At 37.4% G+C, this 22,176-nt stretch carries 19 protein-coding genes and 1 tRNA gene; 11 read left to right on the top strand and 9 right to left on the bottom strand.

From position 1 onward, the window contains the following. Window positions 1–600, top strand: coding sequence for a hypothetical protein (locus ACSSV9_RS01540; protein WP_437345447.1), 600 nt, complete (start codon window positions 1–3; stop codon window positions 598–600). Here ACSSV9_RS01540 and ACSSV9_RS01535 read toward each other — a convergent pair. From ACSSV9_RS01535 to ACSSV9_RS01505, 7 genes are all read right to left on the bottom strand, one after another. After that, window positions 584–2,644 carry an alpha-amylase family glycosyl hydrolase gene (locus tag ACSSV9_RS01535; protein WP_437345446.1) on the bottom strand — a complete coding sequence of 687 codons (2,061 nt, stop codon included), beginning with the start codon at window positions 2,642–2,644 and terminating at the stop codon, window positions 584–586. The genes ACSSV9_RS01540 and ACSSV9_RS01535 overlap by 17 nt on opposite strands. Window positions 2,645–2,837: 193 nt before the next feature. Next, a complete protein-coding gene (locus tag ACSSV9_RS01530; RefSeq protein ID WP_437345445.1) occupies window positions 2,838–4,001 on the bottom strand; it encodes a sodium ion-translocating decarboxylase subunit beta in 1,164 nt (387 codons plus the stop codon). A 2-nt stretch (window positions 4,002–4,003) separates the two neighbouring features. Beyond that, window positions 4,004–4,447: an acetyl-CoA carboxylase biotin carboxyl carrier protein gene (locus tag ACSSV9_RS01525; RefSeq protein ID WP_437345444.1), complete on the bottom strand. Its 444-nt coding sequence runs from the start codon at window positions 4,445–4,447 to the stop codon at window positions 4,004–4,006. 1 nt (window position 4,448) lies between these two features. Next, the gene (locus ACSSV9_RS01520) at window positions 4,449–4,859 is read right to left on the bottom strand and encodes an OadG family protein (RefSeq protein ID WP_437345443.1); all 411 of its coding nucleotides are present in this window, start codon (window positions 4,857–4,859) and stop codon (window positions 4,449–4,451) included. 7 nt (window positions 4,860–4,866) lie between these two features. Continuing rightward, complete coding sequence (locus tag ACSSV9_RS01515) at window positions 4,867–6,426, bottom strand: acyl-CoA carboxylase subunit beta (RefSeq protein ID WP_437345442.1); 1,560 nt, start codon at window positions 6,424–6,426, stop codon at window positions 4,867–4,869. Window positions 6,427–6,440: 14 nt separating this feature from the next. After that, window positions 6,441–6,860: a methylmalonyl-CoA epimerase gene (gene mce, locus ACSSV9_RS01510; RefSeq protein WP_437345441.1), complete on the bottom strand. Its 420-nt coding sequence runs from the start codon at window positions 6,858–6,860 to the stop codon at window positions 6,441–6,443. Between the two features lie 13 nt (window positions 6,861–6,873). After that, window positions 6,874–8,553 (bottom strand): acyl-CoA mutase large subunit family protein, encoded by a 1,680-nt coding sequence (locus ACSSV9_RS01505; RefSeq protein WP_437345440.1) that lies wholly within the window; start codon window positions 8,551–8,553, stop codon window positions 6,874–6,876. 255 nt (window positions 8,554–8,808) lie between these two features. Here ACSSV9_RS01505 and ACSSV9_RS01500 point away from each other — a divergent pair. The 4 genes from ACSSV9_RS01500 (at window position 8,809) to ACSSV9_RS01485 (ending at window position 11,270) form a co-directional block, all read left to right on the top strand. Beyond that, window positions 8,809–8,880: transfer RNA gene (locus ACSSV9_RS01500), tRNA-Asn, on the top strand. A 44-nt stretch (window positions 8,881–8,924) separates the two neighbouring features. Continuing rightward, window positions 8,925–9,191 (top strand): GIY-YIG nuclease family protein, encoded by a 267-nt coding sequence (locus ACSSV9_RS01495; RefSeq protein ID WP_437345439.1) that lies wholly within the window; start codon window positions 8,925–8,927, stop codon window positions 9,189–9,191. Between the two features lie 64 nt (window positions 9,192–9,255). After that, the gene (locus tag ACSSV9_RS01490; protein ID WP_437345438.1) at window positions 9,256–9,525 is read left to right on the top strand and encodes a GIY-YIG nuclease family protein; all 270 of its coding nucleotides are present in this window, start codon (window positions 9,256–9,258) and stop codon (window positions 9,523–9,525) included. A 155-nt stretch (window positions 9,526–9,680) separates the two neighbouring features. After that, window positions 9,681–11,270 (top strand): alkaline phosphatase family protein, encoded by a 1,590-nt coding sequence (locus ACSSV9_RS01485; protein WP_437345437.1) that lies wholly within the window; start codon window positions 9,681–9,683, stop codon window positions 11,268–11,270. Window positions 11,271–11,611: 341 nt separating this feature from the next. Here the strand turns inward: ACSSV9_RS01485 and ACSSV9_RS01480 are convergent, their stop codons facing one another. Together ACSSV9_RS01480 and ACSSV9_RS01475 are read right to left on the bottom strand one after the other, a co-directional pair. Beyond that, complete coding sequence (locus ACSSV9_RS01480) at window positions 11,612–12,742, bottom strand: glycosyltransferase (protein ID WP_437345436.1); 1,131 nt, start codon at window positions 12,740–12,742, stop codon at window positions 11,612–11,614. 1 nt (window position 12,743) lies between these two features. Next, entirely contained in the window at window positions 12,744–14,012 is a 1,269-nt protein-coding gene (locus ACSSV9_RS01475) for a glycoside hydrolase family 1 protein (protein WP_437345435.1), read from the bottom strand. Between the two features lie 183 nt (window positions 14,013–14,195). Here ACSSV9_RS01475 and ACSSV9_RS01470 point away from each other — a divergent pair, with 183 nt between their 5' ends. From ACSSV9_RS01470 to ACSSV9_RS01445, 6 genes are read left to right on the top strand one after another with little or no spacing between them, the layout of a single operon-like run. Further along, window positions 14,196–14,837, top strand: a complete 642-nt coding sequence (locus tag ACSSV9_RS01470) for a redox-sensing transcriptional repressor Rex (protein WP_437345434.1) — start codon at window positions 14,196–14,198, stop codon at window positions 14,835–14,837. An 11-nt stretch (window positions 14,838–14,848) separates the two neighbouring features. Further along, complete coding sequence (gene nuoE, locus ACSSV9_RS01465; protein WP_437345433.1) at window positions 14,849–15,361, top strand: NADH-quinone oxidoreductase subunit NuoE; 513 nt, start codon at window positions 14,849–14,851, stop codon at window positions 15,359–15,361. After that, window positions 15,342–17,246 carry an NADH-ubiquinone oxidoreductase-F iron-sulfur binding region domain-containing protein gene (locus tag ACSSV9_RS01460; protein WP_437345432.1) on the top strand — a complete coding sequence of 635 codons (1,905 nt, stop codon included), beginning with the start codon at window positions 15,342–15,344 and terminating at the stop codon, window positions 17,244–17,246. Before nuoE ends, ACSSV9_RS01460 begins: the two co-directional genes overlap by 20 nt. Before the next feature lies 1 nt (window position 17,247). Further along, window positions 17,248–19,266 (top strand): [FeFe] hydrogenase, group A, encoded by a 2,019-nt coding sequence (locus tag ACSSV9_RS01455; RefSeq protein ID WP_437345431.1) that lies wholly within the window; start codon window positions 17,248–17,250, stop codon window positions 19,264–19,266. An 18-nt stretch (window positions 19,267–19,284) separates the two neighbouring features. Next, window positions 19,285–21,039: a [Fe-Fe] hydrogenase large subunit C-terminal domain-containing protein gene (locus tag ACSSV9_RS01450; protein WP_437345430.1), complete on the top strand. Its 1,755-nt coding sequence runs from the start codon at window positions 19,285–19,287 to the stop codon at window positions 21,037–21,039. Continuing rightward, entirely contained in the window at window positions 21,015–22,163 is a 1,149-nt protein-coding gene (locus tag ACSSV9_RS01445; RefSeq protein WP_437345429.1) for a SpoIIE family protein phosphatase, read from the top strand. The genes ACSSV9_RS01450 and ACSSV9_RS01445 overlap by 25 nt, the downstream gene beginning before the upstream one ends. Window positions 22,164–22,176: the final 13 nt, after the last annotated feature.

Here is a 22,176-nt window from a genome sequence, read left to right as displayed (position 1 = left end):
ATGAAATACTTAATCGCAGTTGCTTTCTTTTTCTTTACGCTGAATTGTCATGCGCAATTTATCAATTCAGTTGAATTTAAAGGTGGTTTGCACGATACAAAAGGCGCCAGCACTCAAGGCTACAATTTAACTCTCCAGCTTAAACACAACCTGAGCCAGCGGTATCATTTATATGCCGTTGCAGCTAATTACTGGTGGGACAGAAATGTGGTCAATGCCCTCGCTGAAAATAAAATTTTTAGTTCCTATAACGAAAGCGACCATAGAATGTATCTTCTCGGATTTGGACTTCGTAGAGTTATGGACACAGTAAAAACCCTCTCGTTTTTTTTAGAAATGGAGATCGGAGTTTCTTATATCTCGTATTATGTGTACAACAATTATTTACAGGAAGTCGACGGAAAACCGATTTATCTTGCTGCAATTAAAGCCGGAGAAGTTAATGAATATTCGTTCCTGGCGGGATTTGGTGCTGGTATCGTTCATCACTTGAATGAAAATCTATCTTTAGTTGTCGAATTCAAACTAAACGCTTTCAAAATAAACGGAGAATCGTTAACGAATTACATGGTCATGTCGGGATTCAATTTCGGTCTTTAATCATTTTTAATACACTTCCAGAAATGGCTGGTATTACAATGTTTCCGGATACTTCGCCCAATTTTTCGATCCCAGCCTGTTTATCATTGACCAATATCTCCCAATTGCCGGGGGGGAGTGGGAATTCAAGATCGTTTTCCTGCTCGGCATTAAACAATACGGTAAAATGCTCTCCTTGGTACTTTAGTAAATATGCCAGTCCAAATTCGCTTTTGACATGGTCGAAAAAAGCGATGTCGTTATAATTTGCTCTTCTGAAGGCTTCATATTTATTGCGTAAGGCTATTAATCCTTTATAATAATCAAACAGTTCTTTATTTATTTCTGCGTGAGCATAATTAATGTAATTTGTTTTATTATCCTTGTTGTATGAGTCGGTATCCATTGTACCTTTTCTTGGGTCGGGTGTTTTGATATTGTAAGGAATTACTTTCGAGCGTGCGAATTCCTGTCCTTCGTGAATCATTACCATTCCTTGTGAAGTGAAAAGGAAGAGGGCGGCTAATTTATTCAGCTTTAATTGACGAGGTGAAAGTTTTACAAACTCGTCTACATTTCTGATTATTTTATGTGCGTCTATTTCACCGCTGGCAATTCTGATAAAATCTCCCAGAGTATAATTGTCGTGCGATTCGAGGTAATTTACGGAGTGTTCTTTTTTGAGATATATTCCATATTCATCGCGTCTTAAAGTGCCGTTGACATAACTTTTAATTCTTCTGGGTGAATTGTTACCGAACCATTTACCGAATATCCATCCTTTCCCGTTAAATGGATTTTCGCCTTTGATTCCATTTCTAATTTGGTCATTCCACGCAGCCCAGTCTCTGTCTGAAAATCCTCCTGGATTATAACCACCGCCGCCCCATGGCTCGGCTATTAAAATTACGTTCGGATTTATTTTTTTTGCCTCGGCAGTAAATTTTTCAATTGTTTCCCAGTCGATTAACGTCGCAATATCGAATCTGAAACCGTCAATGTGATATTCTTTCATCCAGTAAATCAAACTTTCTATTATTAAACGACGGACCATTGGACGTTCGGTTTTCAAGTCGTTGCCACACCAGCTTTTCGATTCAAAATTCCCGTTTTCATCTAATCTGAAATAGTATTCCTTATCGATTTGTTTGAGATTACCGAGTTCATATTCTGAAAAATGATTATAAACAACGTCGAGTATTACAGCAATATTTTCCTTATGAAACGCTTTGACCATTTCTTTGAAATCTTCAATCTGTTTTCCATCTTTCCCAATCCATCTATTCCAGCGGAAAGTGGGCATCTTTTCGGAATAGTATGCTGCCGGGGCAAAATAAGCAGCAGTCATATATCCCCAGTAATTTCTTTCATAAGGATTGATGTTGTTGATAGAATTGTTTTTTAGTGCACCGTAAGGAAGTTCGCAGTAACCATATTCGTGTACAGGCAGAAGTTCAACTGCATTGACGCCTAATGATTTAATATAATTCAGACCACCTTTTATATCTGATTCGATCAGTCCTTTATAAGTGCCTGCACTTTTTGCACCGGAACTTTTGTCGATGGTCATGTCGCGTACGTGGCATTCATAAATAATCAAATCTCTCCAGTCGTGGCGTACATATTCCGTCCCTTCCCAATCAAACTCTTTTCTTTTAATTACAATTGAACGTCTCGGGTTTTGATAAGTTGTAAACGTGGCAACTGCTTTTGAATAAGGATCAACACAGATTGGTTTATTTGGATTGGAGATATCTTCGCCAGTGTGATAAACTTTGTGGCCGTAAAATTTGCCTGTCAAATCTTCGTCGATCAAAATTTCCCATACACCATCGTCGTCCCTTTCCATGAAATATTCACTGCAAATTGAAGATTCTAATTTATCAAACACACAAAGCCTTACCTGAATAGCTGATGGTGCAAACAGTCTGAATATCGTATTGTTGTCCTTAACAATAGAGCCCAGTTCTTTTTCAGAAAAGTAACGGTCTAATTCCTGATATCTTTTTTGAAATTCTGAAAGCTTTCTTTCTTTTACTATTGACTTGTTTTCTGTTACAAACATTAAAAATTCCTTTCAAGACAATATTATAACGTGTCGTGTATAATTATCGAATAATAAATCGAATTCTTGAACTCAATTAGTTTATTGATAATAAATCATTTTTTTATTGTAATATTAAATAAAACAGAGTAATGCACTCTGATTATCATGTCAGCAAAGATATAAATCGGAGGTGAGAAAAAGAAATAGATAATTAGCCTACGAAAAACGAGAGCAAAATACCTGCGGCCACGGCCGAGCCAATTACTCCAGCCACATTTGGTGCCATTGCATGCATCAAAAGATGATTTGTGGGATCGTATTGAAGTCCGATAATTTGAGAAACGCGTGCGCTATCCGGCACTGCAGATACTCCTGCATTTCCGATAAGTGGATTAATTTTGTTATTTTCGCTCAAGAAAAGATTCATAAATTTTACGAACAATACTCCACCCATAGTAGCAATAACAAAAGAGGCCGCACCGAGTACAAAAATTCCGATCGATTTAGCCGTAAGAAAAGTTGTTGCTTGAGTGGAAGCTCCTACAGTAAGTCCTATTAAAATTGTTACAATGTCGATCAAAGCATTGCGTGCCGTTTCAGCCAATCTTTTTGTAACGCCGCTTTCTTTCAACAAATTGCCAAAGAATAACATGCCCAGCAACGGAATAGCTGATGGTGTTATTGAGCATGTAAGCAATAAACCAACAATTGGAAAGAGTACTTTCTCCAGTTTTGATACCTGCCGCGGCGGTTTCATACGGATTATTCTTTCTTTCGGTGTGGTTAAAAGCTTCATTATTGGCGGTTGTATCACAGGCACAAGCGCCATATAAGAATATGCAGAAATGGCGATTGCACCGGTAAGTTCGGGTGCAAGTTTTGAAGAGAGAAATATAGCTGTTGGGCCGTCGGCTCCACCTATAATACCAATTGCAGCTGCCTGCTGAGGAAGATATCCTAAAGCAAGTGCAATTGTGTATGCGCCAAAAATCCCAATCTGTGCAGCAGCTCCAAGTATAATTAGTTTGGGATTAGACAAGAGAGTTGAAAAGTCGGTCATGGCACCGATGCCCAAAAAAATTAATGGAGGATAAATCCCCTGAGTAACTCCGTAATACAAATAATTCAGTACACTCCCTTCTTCATAAATTCCAACTTTTAAATTTGCCGCTTCGGCAAATGGTATGTTCCCAATTAAAATTCCAAATCCAATGGGCACGAGAAGCAGCGGTTCATATTCTTTTGCGATAGCAAGGTAAAGAAATATCAATCCAACGGTAATCATAATTAAATGACCAACAGTAACATTTGCAAATGCTGTATATTGCATGAAAATATCAAAACCATGACCAATAAATTTGAAAAACTCTATCATATTTAGCTCCCGATTTCTACTAAAATATCCCCTTCAAGCACAGAATCGCCCGGTTTAACTTTGATAGAAATAACTTTACCTTCTTTGTCTGAGTTGATATTATTCTCCATTTTCATGGCTTCGAGTATTATAAGTTTATCTCCTATCTTAACAGAATCGCCTTCTTTTACGTGAACAGACAAAATTACCCCCGGTAAAGGCGATTTAACAAATCCGGTACCTTTTTTTTCGGTTGGTTTACTTGTCTTTTTAGTTGAGACGTCAATATCGGTGCTCGGGGCAGCGGTACTCCGTACAAGTTTCGGCGTCTTGGGTGTCTGTAACTTCTTTTCGAGTTCTACGTGGTAACGGGTACCATTAACTTCCAGTTCTGCTATATTATCTTCAAAACTTAGGATTTCGACGTCGTAGTTGTTACCGTTTATGGTAAACTTAAATTTTCTCATGTTAACCTCTTGAACGTGGATAATGGCGCAAGCCGTAAATTTTGGAGCTCCACGGCGAATAAATCCGTGCAACGCGATTAATCGTCAAAACCATGTTTTCTTTGTCGTGAAGTTCATTCAGGTACAGAAAAATTGCTGTCGAAATTGCAGCGTTTACTTCACCTGACAATTCATAGCTCTCCGTTTTAACTGTGCTCGGAGTTTGTTTTTTCTTGATCCTGTTGTTAATTAATTTAGTCAGATTATAAAACACAATATAGAGCAATAAGAGTGAGGCAAAGACGACGGACATTCCGATAAACGTAAGTCCGATTCCGAATGCGTCGAGTTGACTGAATTTTTCCGCATTTTGTTCGATTCTACTGCGTGTCAAAGTATCTATTGCCGAATTCTGAAAAGCAAGCAAGAACATGTTTCACCTATAAGGGAATATTCGAATGTTTTTTGGGCGGATTCGTGTCTTTTTTTGTCGATAAAGACTGAAGCGCCCTAATTATTCTGAACCGCGTATTTCGGGGCTCAATGACATCGTCTATGTAACCGTATTTAGCGGCTACGTATGGATTTGCAAATTTTTCTTTATATTCTTTTTCTTTTTGAAGGATAAATTGTGCCCGTTCTGAGTCGTCGGCAATGCTGGAAATTTCTTTATTATGTAAAACCTCGATTGCGCCTCGTGGTCCCATTACGGCAATTTCTGCAATAGGCCATGCGTAGTTAATGTCGCCTCTAAGGTGTTTCGAACCCATTACATCGTATGCACCGCCGTATGCTTTTCTGAGAATTATAGTAATTTTTGGAACTGTTGCTTCGCCGTAAGCAAATAAGAGTTTTGCCCCATGTAAAATAATTCCGCCGTATTCCTGCGCAGTTCCCGGTAGAAATCCAGGTACGTCTACGAGAGTTACTATTGGTATATTAAAAGCATCGCAGAAGCGGACGAAGCGACCGGCTTTTCTGGAAGCGTTTATGTCAAGAACTCCTGCCAGATAATTCGGCTGGTTGGCAACGATACCAACTGGCATCCCATTAAAACGCGCAAACCCAATTACAATGTTAGGAGCGAAATACCTTTGAATCTCAAGGAACTCATTGTTGTCTACAATTGAATGAATAATATCTTTAACGTCATAGGGCTTGTTCGGATTTTCTGGAATTACTTCATTTAAAAAGTCGTCTACTCTATCTATCGGATCGTCGCATTGAATTATTGGCGGGTCTTCCAGATTATTCTGAGGCAGATAGCTCAACAATTTTCTGATGAGCATAATTCCTTCTTCTTCGTTCTCAGCCACGAAGTGTGTAACGCCCGATTTAGTAGCGTGAACCATTGCACCGCCAAGTTCTTCTTCGGTAACGACTTCACCGGTTACAGTTTTAACTACTTTCGGACCTGTAACGAACATATAGCTCGTGTCTTTTGACATGATTGTAAAATCGGTCAAAGCAGGTGAATAAACTGCACCACCAGCGCATGGTCCAAATATTGCAGAAATTTGTGGAATTACACCCGATGCAAGAATATTTCTCTGGAATATATCGGCATAGCCTGCAAGACTTCGCACCCCTTCTTGAATTCTTGCGCCGCCGCTGTCGTTAATTCCAATTACAGGAGCTCCCATTTTGAGAGCTTTGTCCATTATTTTGCATATTTTCTGGGCATAAGTTTCGGAGAGTGAGCCTCCAAAAACTGTAAAATCCTGCGAAAAAACATAGACCAATCTACCGTCGACTGTACCGTATCCTGTAACTACTCCATCGGAGAGATACGATTTTTTATCGAGTCCAAATTCAGTTGTTCTGTGAGTTACAAACATGTCGAATTCTTCAAAACTTCCTTCGTCAAGGAGCAGTTCAATTCTTTCGCGGGCTGTCAATTTTCCTTTGCTATGTTGAGCTTCGATGCGGGATTTTCCGCCGCCAAGACGTGCCTCTTCCCGCATTTCCATCAGTACTTTTATCTTTTCGCTTATCGACATTCTATTAAACCAGTTTATTTATTGTCGTTTTCAGGGTGCTCACACAATTCAGTTAAAACACCTCTGGTTGATTTTGGATGCAGAAATGCAATTCTCAAACCTTCTGCACCGAGCTTAGGTTCTTCGTCGATTAGAGTAATGCCTTTAGAAGAAGCTTCTTTTAAAGCTTCGGGTAAGTTTTTTACGGCAAATGCTATATGATGAATCCCTTCACCCTTTGCTTCGATAAATCTTCCAATAGGTCCGTATGGCTCGGTAGATTCAAGGAGCTCGATCTTTGTTTGTCCAACCATAAAAAAAGCTGTACGCGTTTTTTGAGTTCTAATTTCTTCAACTGAATAGCATTTAAGACCGAGTACATCCTCGTAATATTTAATTGCAGCTTCAAGATTTTTAACGGCTATGCCGATATGTTCTATATGCGTGATTTCCATTTTCGCCTCCATTTTAAATTATGACTTGTTCTTTGTATTCTCCGAAGACAGAGCGGAGCGTGTTACAAATTTCCCCTATGCTTGAATACGCTTTGACCGCATCGATAATGTAGGGCATTAAATTTGTATCGGTTTCGGCTGCCGTTTTTAATTCTTTTAATTTCTGTTCGACTAAATGATTATTGCGTTCCGATTTAATTTTTTTCAGGAAATTAATTTGTTCTTTCTGAATGTGTTCGTCTATTTTCAGTATTTTGCCTTTATGTTCTTCCTTCTCAGTGAATTTATTTAAACCGATTATAATTCGTTCGCCTTTTTCGACTTCTTGCTGATATTTGTAAGCGGATTTTTGAATTTCACTTTGAATATATCCAAGTTCAATTGCGGATACCATTCCACCGAGTGCGTCGATTTTATTTATATATTCTTCCGCTTCTTTTTCAATCTGATTCGTAAGGGTTTCCACGTAGTACGATCCGGCAAGAGGGTCAATTGTATTTGTAATTCCACTTTCGTATGCAACTATCTGTTGCGTTCGCAGAGCAATTTTAACCGACTCTTCTGTGGGGAGTGCCAGCGCCTCGTCTTTTGAATTAGTATGAAGGCTTTGAGCTCCGCCGAGCACAGCAGCTAATGTTTGAATTGTAACGCGAATAATGTTATTGTCCACTTGTTGAGCAGTCAATGCCGAGCCGGCAGTTTGAGCGTGAAATCTCAGCATCATCGATTTAGGTTTGGTCGCTTTGAAGCGGTTTTTCATGATTTTAGCCCATAACCGTCTCGCAGCTCTAAATTTTGCCACTTCTTCGAACAGGTCGTTATGAGAATTAAAGAAAAAGGAGAGTTGACCGGCAAAATCGTCCACATTCAAGCCGGAATTTATTGCTGCTTCGACATACGCAATGCCATCTGCCAGCGTAAATCCAACTTCCTGAGCCGCTGTTGAACCAGCTTCTCTTATATGATAGCCCGATATCGAAATTGTATTCCATTTTGGAATTTCAACCGAGCAGAACTTGAAAATGTCGGTAATAAGACGCATCGATGGTTTGGGCGGGAAGATGTAAGTGCCGCGCGCAACGTATTCTTTCAGTATGTCGTTCTGAATAGTACCACTCAATTTTTCTTTGCCAACGCCTTGCTTTTCGGCTACCGCAATGTACATTGCAAGTAAAATTGATGCAGGTGCATTGATTGTCATCGAGGTGGAAACTTTATCAAGTGGAATTTGATCAAATAAAATTTCCATATCTGCCAGAGTGTCGATTGCAACGCCAACTTTTCCAACCTCACCTAAAGCCATCGGATCGTCGCTGTCGTATCCGATTTGTGTAGGCAAATCGAAAGCAACAGACAATCCCATTTGACCTTGCGATAATAAGAAGCGATACCGTTCGTTCGACTCCCGCGCCGTACCAAAACCGGCATACTGTCGCATTGTCCAGAGCCTGCCTCTGTACATCGTAGGTTGAACGCCACGTGTAAAAGGAAATTTACCAGGGTATCCGATTTCTTCGAGATAATTTTCGAATGAATAGTCGTTGGGTGTATAGAGTTGTTTTATTTTTGTAAAAGAAGGAGTTGTAAATTCAGGCTGTCGTTCCGGGGTTCGGTCTATGGTTTTTTTGTAATAATTTTCTTCCCAATCTGCATAGGTTTCTTCTATTTTCTTCCTCAATTCCTCTAAATCCATTTTAATAACTCCTTATAAGAATAAAAGTTTACATCAATAAGTGTGCCGTATTATAATAAATATGAACTAAGTGCAATAAGCGGTCAAAAAAAGACAATAACGTCACAAAATAATGATCAGCTTCTCATATTTTAGAAAGATAAAGTCAATAAATGGAAAATACCAGATATTTTTTTCATATTTATACTTGACAAAAGTTAGAATAAACTCTATTTTTTGACTCGATTTTTTTAATCACTCGTTCTTATAAAATATTCCGCGTTAGCTCAATGGTAGAGCATGCGGCTGTTAACCGCAGGGTTGCAGGTTCGAGTCCTGCACGCGGAGCAAAAACAAATAGAGCCCCAGTAAGATTAAGGGGCTTTTTATTTATGTACACAGTATATGTTTTATATTCTCGCCATCACAATAAAATTTATATTGGACAGACCGAAGATTTGCAGAGGCGGATTAATGAACATAATAATGGGTTGTTATCATCGTATACAAAAAGATATAAGCCGTGGGAAGTAGTTTATACAGAAGAATATCCAACACGAGGTGAAGCTTTGAAGAGGGAAAAGCAGTTAAAAAGCCAAAAGGGACGGGAGTTTATATGGGATTATATAAAGCGCAGGGTTGCAGGTTCGATCCGTTAGCTAACGGACTGCACGCGGAGCAAAAACAAATAGAGCCCCAGTAAGATTAAGGGGCTTTTTATTTATGTACACAGTATATGTTTTATATTCTCGCCATCACAATAAAATTTATATTGGACAGACCGAAGATTTGCAGAGGCGGATTAATGAACATAATAATGGGCTGTTATCATCGTATACAAAAAGATATAAGCCGTGGGAAGTAGTTTATACAGAAGAATATCCAACACGAGGTGAAGCTTTGAAGAGGGAAAAGCAGTTAAAAAGCCAAAAGGGGCGGGAGTTTACATGGGATTATATAAAGCGCAGGGTTGCAGGTTCGATCAATTCGTAATAGTAAACACTTGCCAATCTATTACTAACTCTCTTGGGTAATAAACAACTCTTCAATTAAAAAGACTGTTAATGAATTTAAGAATTATTCATGTCTAATTAATGTTATCTTAATATAGACGTATTATATTTTATATAAACATTATTGGAGATATGATGCTCGGCAATATTTTTTTGGCAATTTTATTATTGCTATTCAATATTTCAAACAATGTAATTGAAGCAAATGACTTTGAAAGTAAGGCTGAAGTTAAACTGGTTTTGCAAATTGTAGTTGACCAGCTACGGGCTGACTACTTAAATAAATATTCATCTAATTTTTCAAAAAGTGGGTTTAATTATTTAATAAAAGAAGGGGTAAATTTTAGTAACGCAAAATTATCGTATACTCTGAGTGCAACAGGTCCGGGACATGCGTCTATTGCGACAGGGTCTCTACCAGCTTACCACGGAATCATAAGTAATGATTGGTATAATCGTAAACTAAAACAAAAGGTGTATTGTGCAGAGTACAATGGAGTGAAATCACCTCTTAATTTAATTGGGTCTACTTTATCCGATGAAATTTATCTGTCGAGTGGTGGAAAGTCGAAAATCTTTGGAATCTCTTCAAAAGATAGAGGTGCTATCTTTCTTGCAGGCCATTACGGTAAAGCTTTCTGGTTGTCAGATGACTCAATACAGTTTACTACAAGCAGTTATTATTATGAAAAAGAACCTGAGTTTTTAGAGAACTTTAATAAAAAAATAAATGAAGAGTATCTTATTGATTTTAAGTGGGAACCATTATATGAACCTGAAAAATATATCAATTATTTTGGGCAAGAACAGTTAGATAACTTCGGCTTAAAAAGATTTAATAAGCCGTCTGAGGTATCGTCGATTATTACTTCGCCTCTTGGAGATTTTTTGACTTTACAATTTGCAAAACATATTATTTACCAGAATGAACTTGGCAAAGATGAATATATCGACTATCTCTCTATCTCATTTTCATCTACAGATAAAATAGGACATTACTTTGGCAACTCTTCAATCGAATTTGAAGATCAACTCTACAGGCTGGATAAATTGATCGCGGAGCTGGTTGATTTTATCAACAGTCAAATTGGGATGAATAATACTTTGATCATTCTTACATCAGATCACGGGGCTAAAGACTCATTTACTCCGACAAATGGTAATAAGAACAGCAATCTACAAAAACTGGAAGTTGATGGTCTTCGTAGATTGTGCAATGAATATATTAAAGAAAAGTTAAATGTTAACTTCGATGTGATTGAAGAAATTATTTTACCAAATATTTATTTAAATGAAGAAGCGATTATTAATAATGGCCTTGAAATTAGTGTGGTTGAATTTCTTTTAAAAGATTACCTTAGAAATATGAATAATATATACGATGTTTTTACTTCCACAGAAATTGAAAAGAATAATTTGTCGCCAACCGCACTAAATATAAAAGTAATCAATTCGTATTTTCATAAAAGATCGGGTAATCTTTACATTATTTTTGAGCCCTCATTGCCAGATAGTCATAAAATTTATAACCGTTCTGAACATGGCACACCGTGGAATTACGATTTAATGATACCGTTACTTTTTTGCGGGCCTCGAATTGATAAGGGTAAAAATAGTAGCCAGGAGGCTTATATCGAAGACATTGCTGTTACTGTCTCACATTATCTCGGAATTAAAGTGCCAGCGACTGCTACAGGAAAAGTATTACCAATATTTGGGAAATAATTGTGTGTCGTAGTAACTCTTTTTTCCATTGACAACATATAAAATATCTTCTTTGAGAGTTGCTATAATCCAACTTAGAAAAGTGGAATATTGTTAAATCCTTTCTCTTTCTATAATATGCCTGGGTCATACTGTGGTAAAAGTATATTGGCTTATTTAAAAATATTTCTACAGTATTTGTTGTTGCATAAACGTAAACATGCTTGCTTTCTTCGGTAAATGAGTGTCCCCCAAAAATCTATTCCGATTATTTTCATCATAGTAATATGACATCCTAAGTGGATGCTTCACAATCGTGAATCCGCAAAGTATTTTAAGTCTTACGAGAATGGAAAATTTAATTAAGATACGGGCATGAGGAGCGATTCTTCTCTGATTAACATAACGTTGTTGCGCCATTTTACTCTAGAGTTGAAAAAGGGAATCAACCAGATTGCAAATATTAGAAGATCTTTTAGAGGAATAAAAAAATATGTGTAAGGTTTATGCTTGGCAACGAGATGGCGACTTATAAAGTAGTCGAGTATTATTTTAATTAATGTCGACGATAAGAAATAAATTAATATCCCTTTAAAAAAAGGGAGCAACAATAAACCGAGTGCAACTGGATTTGTCAGGGGTTCCAGCAGATAATGAAATGGATCGATCCTGAATCTCATTTTTGACCAGCGACTGTGACGATTGATAAATTTTTTTAACGGAATCTTTTCGTTGATATTGTCAATTAGAATTGGTGATGTCATAACTTTGTAGCCTACTTCTTTGACCTTTTTGCCCATCATGAAATCTTCAGCGAGGTAATTAGTAAAACTATAAAAGCCACCAATGGCATCGAGTGCTTCTCTGCGAATTAGAATTGCTTTCCCTATTGTTATTTGAATATCTGCGAGGGATGATGCAGCAAAAATACTAGGAGCAACGAAAGTGTTCAGATGGATATTCTCCATTGCCGAAACAATATTTTTTTCACCATGCCCACGAATTGTTGCCGTTAACATACCAAGTTCGTCGTCGTTAAAATGTGCGGTTAAATTAATAAGAAAATCTTTATTGCATTTTGTGTTGCTATCGCTAATAAGAATTAATTGACCTTTTGCATAAGAATACATATTGATCAAATTATTGACTTTTGGATTTAAGCCATGTCTGCGACTGTCAATAACTAGTCGTGCATTTTGGTGATGGTACTTATTAATCACCCTTTCAATAATAGTAACTGCCGGATCGTCTTCGGAATCTACTCCGAAAATTATTTCGTAGTCGGGGTAGTTCAGTTCGAAAAATGAGCATAAGTTATCTTCAAGATTATCGTCAATTCCTTTTATCGGTTTCAATATTGATATGGGAGGTTGGTGGTTATTGATGGGGAGTGAGATCGGGATTTGCTTTTTTGCTTTACTTATGAAATAAAGTGAGAGGAATCCATAAAGTAAGCCAGGAAGTAAAATTAGCATATATATGATTGTTTCCATTTCAAGTTCCAGTCGATTTTTCTTCTTTGAATGTTTTGTGATGAAGAGAAGTGAGAAATTTTTCAATTAATTTGGTGTAATAAAACGCGCTGGGTCTGATAGTCCGTTTAAATTGGTTTTCGTAATCTACTTCGACTAACCCGAATCTTTTGGATTTGCCGTGTAACCATTCATAATTGTCCAGGAGGCTCCAGTAGAAATAGCCTTTAATTCTGTAACCTTTTTCAATTTGCTTTCTTATAATCTTTACATGTTTTTTAATAAACTTTTTTCTGAGCAGGTCGTCACTCGAGGCAATTCCGTTTTCTGTAATTATCATCTCTTTATTGTATTGTGAAACCAGCTTAATAATTTTCTTTAGCCCTTTTGGGTAAATTTCCCAACCTGTGTCGGTAGCTGGATTCTTTGTGTAAAGGAAAAAGGGATTATTCAGACTCAATTTGAATTTGGTATGCAGACGGTAATAATAATTAATGCCCCAGAAATCGATTTTGTTGTTGAGATTTATCTGCTCATCAAACTTCAATAGCAGTGCAAAATTGACAACCATCCGATTTGAGGAAAATGCATCGAGCAGCATTACGTTAAAAAAGTAATTGATTTTCCGCGCAATGGTTTTATCTGGGAAGAACCATTCACGTGCTTCTTTGAAGATTATAAAATGTTTGGCAATTCCGATCTGGTTTTCGGCTTTGTAAGATTTCAAAATGTCATAAACTCTCACATGAGCTCTCATCATATTAAAAAGTGCTTTCATCATTAAATTGAGGTCATTGTAAGCAGGCGGAAATTTTGCATCGGCATAAGCCGCCAGTACCCAGACAACCGGCTCGTTGAAAGTAATCCAGTATTTTACTCTATCAGCCAATCGGCGGAATATTAAATCAGAATAATCAACAAATCTTTTGATCGAATCTTCTGTATGCCAGGGAGATGAGCCATGGAACCATCTCGGGTGTGTAAAATGATGCAGAGTAATCATCGGTTCGATGTTCTTTTCAAGCAGGCAGTCGACTATTTCGTCGTACCTGTTAAGTGCATCAATTGATATTGTGTTAATTTGTGGCTGAATCCGTGACCACTCGATCGAAAATCTGTATGCGTTATGATTTAGTTGTTTAATCAAATCAATATCCTCTTTCCACATCACCCAATGATTCGATCCATCTTCGTATGGCGGAAAACCAAGCAGCTTTTCGTAATCAGTAAAGTCGTTACTTATATTTCCTTCAATTTGAAATGATGACGTTGCACTTCCCCAGAGGAACATCTATTTACCGCAAGAATTAAGTTAAAAATTTCATCAAAAGTCATTTATACCACACTCAACTTAACAATCAGTTGTTAAGGCATTGTTAAGAAAGGATTAAAAAAATGTTAAGAGACTTGATTCGATATTTATTTATCGATATATTTGTATCGATAAAAAAATAACGATAGGTGTTTTATGATAATGGAAAAAAGACCAATTACGATTCCAGAACCGACACTCAAAAGACTACCGCGGTATATTGATATTCTCAAGAATCTTCATAATAGAAGCGAAAAGTATGTGTCGAGCAGCTATATTGCATCGGTTCTCGACCTTGATCCGATACAGGTGCGTAAAGATTTGAGTATTACTGGAATTATTGGAAAACCAAAACTTGGATTTGAAGTAGAGGAATTACTGGAGTCGCTGCTGAGTGCGTTGAACTGGAATAACAAAAACGAGGCATTCCTTGTGGGTACGGGAAGCTTAGGTAGTGCGCTTCTGGGTTACAAAGGATTTAAAGAATATGGTCTTGAAATCGTTGCTGCATTTGATAACGATCCTAAAAAAATCGGAAAGTCGATTAAAGGAATTAAAATTCTACCTGTGAACAAACTTACAGAAATGGCAAAGAGAATGCATGTTCATATGGGAATCATTACAGTACCTGCCGAAGCAGCACAAGAAATAGCAGAAAAGTTGATTGAAGGTGGAGTGGTTGGCATCTGGAATTTTGCGCCTGTTCACTTGAAAGTACCAGAAAACATAATTGTTGAAAATGCTCAATTGTCGCAATCTCTTGCGGTGTTGACGCATAAATTGTCAAAAGTATTTATTATTTAAGGGAGTTTGTCATGAGCGAATTGACCAATACAAACGCTGATAAGTTCAACAAAGTCTGTAAAATACTCGAAGATAATCAATATGATCCCCAAAGATTAATCCCTATTTTACAGGCTGTCCAAAACGAATATAGATATTTGCCCGAAGAAATTCTTCATTTTATTTCAACCTCACTGGGAATTTCGCCCGCCAAGGTATATGGAGTAGCAACTTTTTATTCTCACTTTGCTCTTGAACCAAAAGGAAAATATGTTATTAAAGTATGTGACGGGACGGCTTGCCACGTAAAAAAGTCGGAAGCAATTATTCAGGCAATAGAAAAAAAACTCGGACTCACATCCTCAAAAAAAACAACCGATGATATGCTATTCACACTAGAAACTGTTTCTTGTCTGGGGGCATGTGGATTGGCTCCTGTTGTGGTTGTCAATGAGGAAGTTCATTCGCTGATGACTCCTGAAAAAACCGAAATGCTGATTGAAAATATCAAGAAGGAGGAAACCTATGTTGAAGCAACCTGCTGACCTGGATAAACTCGCCCTAAACTACAAAAGTGCGACTAAATTGATGAAAAGGAGAATAATTATTTGCGCTGGCACCGGTTGTGTAGCTAATGGTTCACTCGATGTCTATAACGAATTTCTTACATTACTGAAAACAAGCGGTATAGAACATATTGTTAAAATTGAATTAAAGGAAGAGAAAAAAGATGCCGTTCTCGTCAGCAATAGTGGGTGTCAGGGTTTTTGTCAGATGGGACCATTAGTTACAATTGAACCAGATGGCATCATGTATGTTAAAGTGAGGAAGGATGATGTAAAGAAAATAATAGATAAAACCTTGATTGGAAATGAAATTATAGAAGAACTACTATATACCGATTTGACTTCAGGTAAAAAATGCAAGGGCACGAATGAAATCAATTTTTATAAACGCCAGAATAGAATGATTCTTGAGAAGTGCGGTAGAATTAATCCCGAGGATATTTATGAATATATTGCAGTAGATGGTTATAAAGCCGCAAGGAAAGCATTGCTTGAAATGACCGATGTTGAAATATGCCGTGAAATTACCAGATCGGGATTGCGTGGTAGAGGTGGCGGAGGATTCCCAACTGGAAAAAAATGGGAGCTAACGCTTAAATCAGTAGCCGATACAAAATATGTTATTTGTAATGGAGATGAAGGCGATCCTGGTGCCTTTATGGATAGAAGTATCATGGAAGGTAATCCGCATTCAGTAATCGAAGGGATGATTATAGCAGCAAAAGCCATTGGTGCATCAAAAGGGTATATTTATGTAAGAATGGAATATCCACTTGCAGTAAAAAGACTCCGTATTGCCGTACAGCAGGCAAGAGAGCTCGGACTACTTGGATTTAACATTTTCAACAGTAATTTCAATTTCGATATCGAAATAATGGAAGGAGCGGGCGCTTTTGTGTGCGGTGAAGAAACTGCTTTAATTGCGTCGATCGAGGGTAATAGAGGAATGCCTAATCCAAAACCGCCATTCCCTGCACAGGCAGGGCTGTTCGGTAAACCAACACTTATAAATAATGTAGAGACTTTAAGTAGTGTACCAAAAATAATTCTGAACGGTTCTCAATATTTTTCATCGGTAGGAACAGCCAATTCTTCAGGTACCAAAACGTTTGCTTTGACAGGAAATGTTGTTAATACGGGACTTATCGAAGTACCGTTTGGAACCACACTGCGAGAAATAATTTTCGGAATCGGTGGCGGGGTATTAAATGAAAAAGGCGAAATTGACCCCGATGCTTTCAAAGCTGTTCAAATAGGAGGACCTTCGGGAGGATGCTTGGTAGAGGAACATCTCGATTTACCACTCGATTACGATTCTCTGCGTAATGTTGGAGCAATGGTTGGATCGGGAGGACTTGTTGTTATGAATAAATCTACCTGCATGGTTCAAATGGCTCGCTTCTTTATGCAGTTTACTCAAAATGAATCTTGCGGCAAATGCGTGCTCTGCCGCGAAGGTACAAAACAAATGCTGTTTCTCCTTGACGACATTATCGAAGGACGAGCTACATACGAAACAATATCTTTGCTCGAAGAACTGGCATCGGCTGTAAGTAAAGGTTCTTTATGCGGACTTGGTAAAACTGCACCCAATCCGGTACTCTCGACCTTACGCTATTTCAGGGATGAATATTATGCTCATGTAGAACAAAAGAGATGTCCCGCAAAACAATGCAAAGCACTATTAAAACCGGTTATTATTCCAGAATTGTGTAAAGGCTGTGGTCTCTGCATGAAAAAATGCCCAGTCGGAGCAATTACAGGTTCCAAGAAAGAACCCCATGTAATTAATGAAGAATTATGCATAAAATGTATGGCATGCGTCGATGTATGCCGTTTAAATGCAGTTACAATCGGAGGTTAATATGGAAACTAACTTTGTTTATATAAACGGTGAAAAAGTAGAGTATACAAACGAACGAAATTTGCTGGAAGTTATAAGAAAAGCAAATATCGAGATACCAACTTTTTGTTATCATTCAGAATTAAGTATCTACGGTGCCTGCAGAATGTGTGTTGTTGATATCGAGGGACTTGGAATTGTTACTTCGTGTACCACTAAGCCCCAGCCCGGTATGAAAGTCAAAACTCATACTAGTGAAGTCCGTAAAATTAGAAAAATTGCATTGGAGTTGATTCTTGCAAATCACGATAAAAATTGTACTTCTTGTGTAAAAAGTGAAACTTGTAAGTTACAGAAACTTTCGAACGATTTGGGTGTCGATAAAATTCGCTTTAAAGAAAAGGAGATCCGTTTTGATCTCGACAAATCTTCTAATTCTGTGGTTAGAGATCCGAATAAATGTATTTTATGCGGAGACTGTGTTAGAGCCTGCAGTGAAATTCAGGGCATCGGAGTTATCGATTTTGTAAAGAGAGGTGAAAAAGCAGCTGTAATGCCGGCATTCGGTAAACAACTTGCAAAAGTCGACTGTGTTGATTGTGGGCAATGTGCCCGCGTATGCCCCACTGCATCGATTACTCCCAAATATGAAGTCGATAAAGTCTGGGCAGAAATTGAAAACCCAGATAAGGTGGTAGTCGCTCAAATTGCACCTGCTGTTAGAGTTGCAATTGGAGAATTGTTTGGTTTCAAACCGGGTGCTCTTTTAACCGGTCAGATTGTCAATGCACTTAAAATGATCGGTTTCGACAAAGTGTTCGATACTTCATTTGCTGCCGATTTAACCGTAATTGAAGAAGCAAATGAATTTATTCAACGCAAAAATGAAAATTATAAATTGCCACTCTTCACTTCCTGTTGTCCCGCTTGGGTGAAGTTTGTCGAATATTATCATCCAGAATTGATTAATAATCTGTCAACTTGTAAATCGCCTCAACAGATGTTTGGATCGATTGCAAAAGAAATTTTACCAAAAACGTTAAATGTTAAGAAAGAAAATCTCGTTGTGGTTTCAATTATGCCCTGTACTGCCAAAAAGGCCGAAGCTGTAAGACCCGAATTCAATCACGGTGGTATTAAAGAAGTCGATTATGTATTGACGACCGTTGAACTGGCTGCAATGATTAAAGAAGCGGGAATCAAATTTGAAAACCTTACGCCTGAACCACTCGATATGCCTTTGGGTTTTAAGTCGGGTGCAGGAATTATATTTGGCAACAGCGGAGGAGTAAGCGAAGCAGTTGCCCGTTATGTCTACGAAAAACAAACAGGCAAGAAATTGTTTGATTTTGAATTCAAGCAAATGAGAGGCAGTAACAACTTGCGCACTACTGAATTGGAATTAAACGGAACTAATATTAAAATGGCAATCGTAAGCGGATTGAAGAATGCTGCCGATCTAATCGAGAAAATTAAGAATAAAGAAGTGGAATATGATATAGTGGAAGTAATGGCATGTCCCGGCGGTTGTGTTGCAGGTGCGGGACAACCATATACAACCGAATCTGACAATAAACTTAAAAGAACCATGGCACTCTACGAATCCGATAAAACTTTACAATTGCATAAATCTCAGGATAATCCTTATGTCTCTGAACTATATGCCACTTTATTGGGCGAACCAAACAGCCAGATGGCTCACAAAATTCTACACACTAAGTATTATAACCGTAGGCGAATTAGCCCAGATAATTTAATAAAAATAGTTGACAACGATTCAAAAAAACTCACCATAGATGTTTGTGTAGGTACTAACTGCTACGTAAAGGGTTCTCAAAAAATTATTTCAGAAGTTCTTAATTATATTGAGAAAAAGGGCCTGTCGAATGCAGTTACACTAAATGCAACCTTCTGTATGGAAAAATGTGGGGAAGGTCCAAATGTGAAAATTTTTGGCGAGTCAAAAAGTATCTCCGATTCTTCTGAAATAATCAAACTGATTAATGATAAGCTTAATCTAAATCAGGAAATAAATCATTAAATGGAATTTAATTGAAATATGTCGGGTAGGATTATTTATACAATTGAAGCCAAATGCAGGGATTGCTATCGATGTTTAAGAAATTGTCCAGTCAATGCCATCAGTATTATTAATGGACAAGCATCGGTAGACGAAACTTTGTGTATTTTGTGTGGAAACTGTCTGAAAGAATGTCCCCAAAACGCAAAACAATACCGAAGCGACATCGAAAAAGTAAAGCACCTTGTAAAAGAATTTAATACAGCAATTTCAGTTGCACCTTCGTACCCTGCTTTTTTTGAGGAATGGGAATCGAACAGATTGCCTTCGGTTTTGAGAAAACTTGGATTTAAATACGTTGCCGAAACTTCGGTCGCTGCAAGTAATGTAGCTATGGAATCATTTAATTATTACAGTAAGAATGGTAAATCGTTGATTTCTTCGGCTTGCCCTTCTGTCGTAAATTATATTGAGAAGCATCGACCGGAGCTGATAGACTATTTAGCTCCTTTTCTATCACCTATGATGGCTCATGCTGGCAAAATTAAATATACACTCGGAGATAACTGGAAGGTTGTTTTTGTGGGACCATGTGTTGCTAAGAAAGACGAAGCAGAGCGACCCGAATTTAAAGATCTCGTCGATGCCGTAATTACTTTTGAAGAATTATACGATTGGATGAATGAAGAAGCAATTGAATTTAAGAATTTTGAAGAAAGTAATTTCGACGAAGAGTCGGTGAGTTATTCAAGACTCTATCCACTCTCAGGAGGCATGATTAAAACTGCTTTGACAAATGCCGACAATCTCAATGATGAAATTCATTATATGTGTGGCTGGGATGAAATTAAAGATTCTTTAAAAGAAATCTCAAAGGAACAAAACTTTATTGAACCTTTAATGTGCAAGATGGGATGTATCAATGGTCCTGGTGCTTTTGGAAAAAATTCAGTTCTTGAAAGAAAAAGAAAAGTAATTGATTCGTATAACAAAAAACAACGTCCTTTTAATCCCGCAGAGGTTCAGAAGTATCCAATTGAAATTACCAGAGCCTTTAAGCGCATCAATAAAAGCAAGGAAGAAAACAAAGACGATAATGAAATTATTAAGATACTTAATCAAAAAGGAATAATGAACGAAAAAGACGAATTGAATTGTGGTGCTTGTGGTTACAATTCCTGTCGCGAGAATGCAATCGCAGTATTAAATAATAAAATAGAATTAGAATCGTGTATTCCTTATATGAGACGACTTGCAGAGCAGAGAACAGATAAAATTATCGAGTCGTCTCCCAATGGAATTGTAATACTGGATAGAGAACTTAATATTCTTAGCATGAATGAAGCATTTAAAAAATTTTTTGTTTGTGGGAATGCTCTTCTTGGAAAAAAAATATCTTGCTTGATGGATCCGGAACCATTTATACGCCTTCGAGACGAAAACAATAGAATTATCGAAGTAACTGAAAAACATAAGAATTATAATCTGATCTGTCATCAAATAATTTATAAGCTTCCAGAAGAAGATCAGTATGTAGGAATTTTTGTCGACATAACACGTATGATTTTGAATGAAGAAAAATTAAACATAATTCGTCGAAAGGTTTTAGATCAAGCGCGCGAACTGTTAAATCATCAGATTATGATGGCTCAAAATCTTACAAAATTTCTGGGAGAAAGCACTGCTAAAGGCGAGGAACTGGTTGAGAAATTAATGCAGTTATCGAGCGAGGAAAAAAAGCAAATTTCGGGAGAAGCAAGTGACTGGATATGGAAGAGCTATACTGCGAAGTAGTTGTCGAATCGATCTCAAAGGGAAATAATGTTTTAAGTGGGGATGTCACACAAACAATACGGAACAGTATCGGGACTACATTTTTACTGGCCGATGGTCTTGGTTCGGGACTTAAGGCTCATTTGTCGGCTCAATTCTATTCCTCACAATTTATTGCACTAATAAATTCTGGGTATTCTCTTCGAAAAGCCTTTGCAAGCTTAATTCATACAATCGAAAATGCCAAGAGGAATGAGAATCCTGTCGCATTTTTGTCTGCTATAAGAATTTTGAATGACGGTCTCGGCGTTGCTCTTTTATATGATATGCCACCGGTAATTTTAATCTCCGATAGAAAAGCGGTTCTATTGAATGGCGTTGTCCACTCTTTTTACGACACTATTGTTAATGAAATTAGTTTTACTCTAAAAAAAGAAGAGGGCTTACTAATTTTAAGTGATGGTATTACACAAGCTGGAATCGGTGTTGAAAATGCGGCAGGCTGGCAAATTGAAAAAGTTGTTAAATATACAAATGAATTGCTCAACAATGGTGTGAAAATTGAAGAATTACCCCGACTTATATTGAATGAATCAAAACGACTCTGGAATTACGAACCCAAAGACGATTCTACGGTGGCTTTGATTAAATGTCGTAGGTCTAAAGTTGTAAATCTTCTAACAGGAGCTCCTGTAGATAAATCGATGGATGAAGAAGTGGTCAATAAATTTATGAGTAAAACTGGACTGAAGATTGTCTGTGGAGCTACAACAGCCAAAATAATTGCTCGAATTCTCGGTAAAGAACTTTATCTTGAATATAGCAATGATAACGATATAACACCGCCAGGATATTATATTGAGGGTATTGGACTGGTAACAGAAGGAGCAGTTACTCTTAATCAACTTTACAATATTTGGGGTGAAAATCTCGATAAGCTAAACATTAATAATCCTGTTGCCAGATTGTATGCCTATTTGAGTATAGCAGATAAAATCAATTTATACTGGGGAAAAGCAAAAAATCCATCAGAGGGGGATATAGTTTATAAACAAAAAGGGATTCTTGGCCGCGATAAAATAATTCCACTGTTAATCGAAAAATTCCGAAGTGAGGATAAAATTGTTTGCGTCGAAGAATATTAAAATTTTCTCATTT

Origin of the sequence: Melioribacter sulfuriphilus (assembly GCF_051488685.1) — a bacterium.
Lineage (GTDB): Bacteria > Bacteroidota > Ignavibacteria > Ignavibacteriales > Melioribacteraceae > Melioribacter.
Note: the sequence above shows the minus strand (reverse complement) of the source record. Positions and strands in the feature narration are given on the sequence as shown.

Bases quoted from the DNA above. Each gene is read 5' to 3' on its own strand.
- mce (WP_437345441.1), bottom strand. From the start codon at position 6,860: ATGGAAATCACGCATATAGAACATATCGGCATAGCCGTTAAAAATCTT.
- ACSSV9_RS01455 (WP_437345431.1), top strand. From the start codon at position 17,248: ATGGAAACTAACTTTGTTTATATAAACGGTGAAAAAGTAGAGTATACA.
- ACSSV9_RS01460 (WP_437345432.1), top strand. From the start codon at position 15,342: ATGTTGAAGCAACCTGCTGACCTGGATAAACTCGCCCTAAACTACAAA.
- ACSSV9_RS01490 (WP_437345438.1), top strand. From the start codon at position 9,256: ATGTACACAGTATATGTTTTATATTCTCGCCATCACAATAAAATTTAT.
- ACSSV9_RS01505 (WP_437345440.1), bottom strand. From the start codon at position 8,553: ATGGATTTAGAGGAATTGAGGAAGAAAATAGAAGAAACCTATGCAGAT.
- ACSSV9_RS01540 (WP_437345447.1), top strand. From the start codon at position 1: ATGAAATACTTAATCGCAGTTGCTTTCTTTTTCTTTACGCTGAATTGT.
- ACSSV9_RS01450 (WP_437345430.1), top strand. From the start codon at position 19,285: ATGTCGGGTAGGATTATTTATACAATTGAAGCCAAATGCAGGGATTGC.
- ACSSV9_RS01515 (WP_437345442.1), bottom strand. From the start codon at position 6,426: ATGTCGATAAGCGAAAAGATAAAAGTACTGATGGAAATGCGGGAAGAG.
- nuoE (WP_437345433.1), top strand. From the start codon at position 14,849: ATGAGCGAATTGACCAATACAAACGCTGATAAGTTCAACAAAGTCTGT.
- ACSSV9_RS01535 (WP_437345446.1), bottom strand. From the start codon at position 2,644: ATGTTTGTAACAGAAAACAAGTCAATAGTAAAAGAAAGAAAGCTTTCA.
- ACSSV9_RS01530 (WP_437345445.1), bottom strand. From the start codon at position 4,001: ATGATAGAGTTTTTCAAATTTATTGGTCATGGTTTTGATATTTTCATG.
- ACSSV9_RS01520 (WP_437345443.1), bottom strand. From the start codon at position 4,859: ATGTTCTTGCTTGCTTTTCAGAATTCGGCAATAGATACTTTGACACGC.
- ACSSV9_RS01470 (WP_437345434.1), top strand. From the start codon at position 14,196: ATGGAAAAAAGACCAATTACGATTCCAGAACCGACACTCAAAAGACTA.
- ACSSV9_RS01480 (WP_437345436.1), bottom strand. From the start codon at position 12,742: ATGGAAACAATCATATATATGCTAATTTTACTTCCTGGCTTACTTTAT.
- ACSSV9_RS01495 (WP_437345439.1), top strand. From the start codon at position 8,925: ATGTACACAGTATATGTTTTATATTCTCGCCATCACAATAAAATTTAT.
- ACSSV9_RS01525 (WP_437345444.1), bottom strand. From the start codon at position 4,447: ATGAGAAAATTTAAGTTTACCATAAACGGTAACAACTACGACGTCGAA.
- ACSSV9_RS01475 (WP_437345435.1), bottom strand. From the start codon at position 14,012: ATGTTCCTCTGGGGAAGTGCAACGTCATCATTTCAAATTGAAGGAAAT.
- ACSSV9_RS01445 (WP_437345429.1), top strand. From the start codon at position 21,015: ATGGAAGAGCTATACTGCGAAGTAGTTGTCGAATCGATCTCAAAGGGA.
- ACSSV9_RS01485 (WP_437345437.1), top strand. From the start codon at position 9,681: ATGCTCGGCAATATTTTTTTGGCAATTTTATTATTGCTATTCAATATT.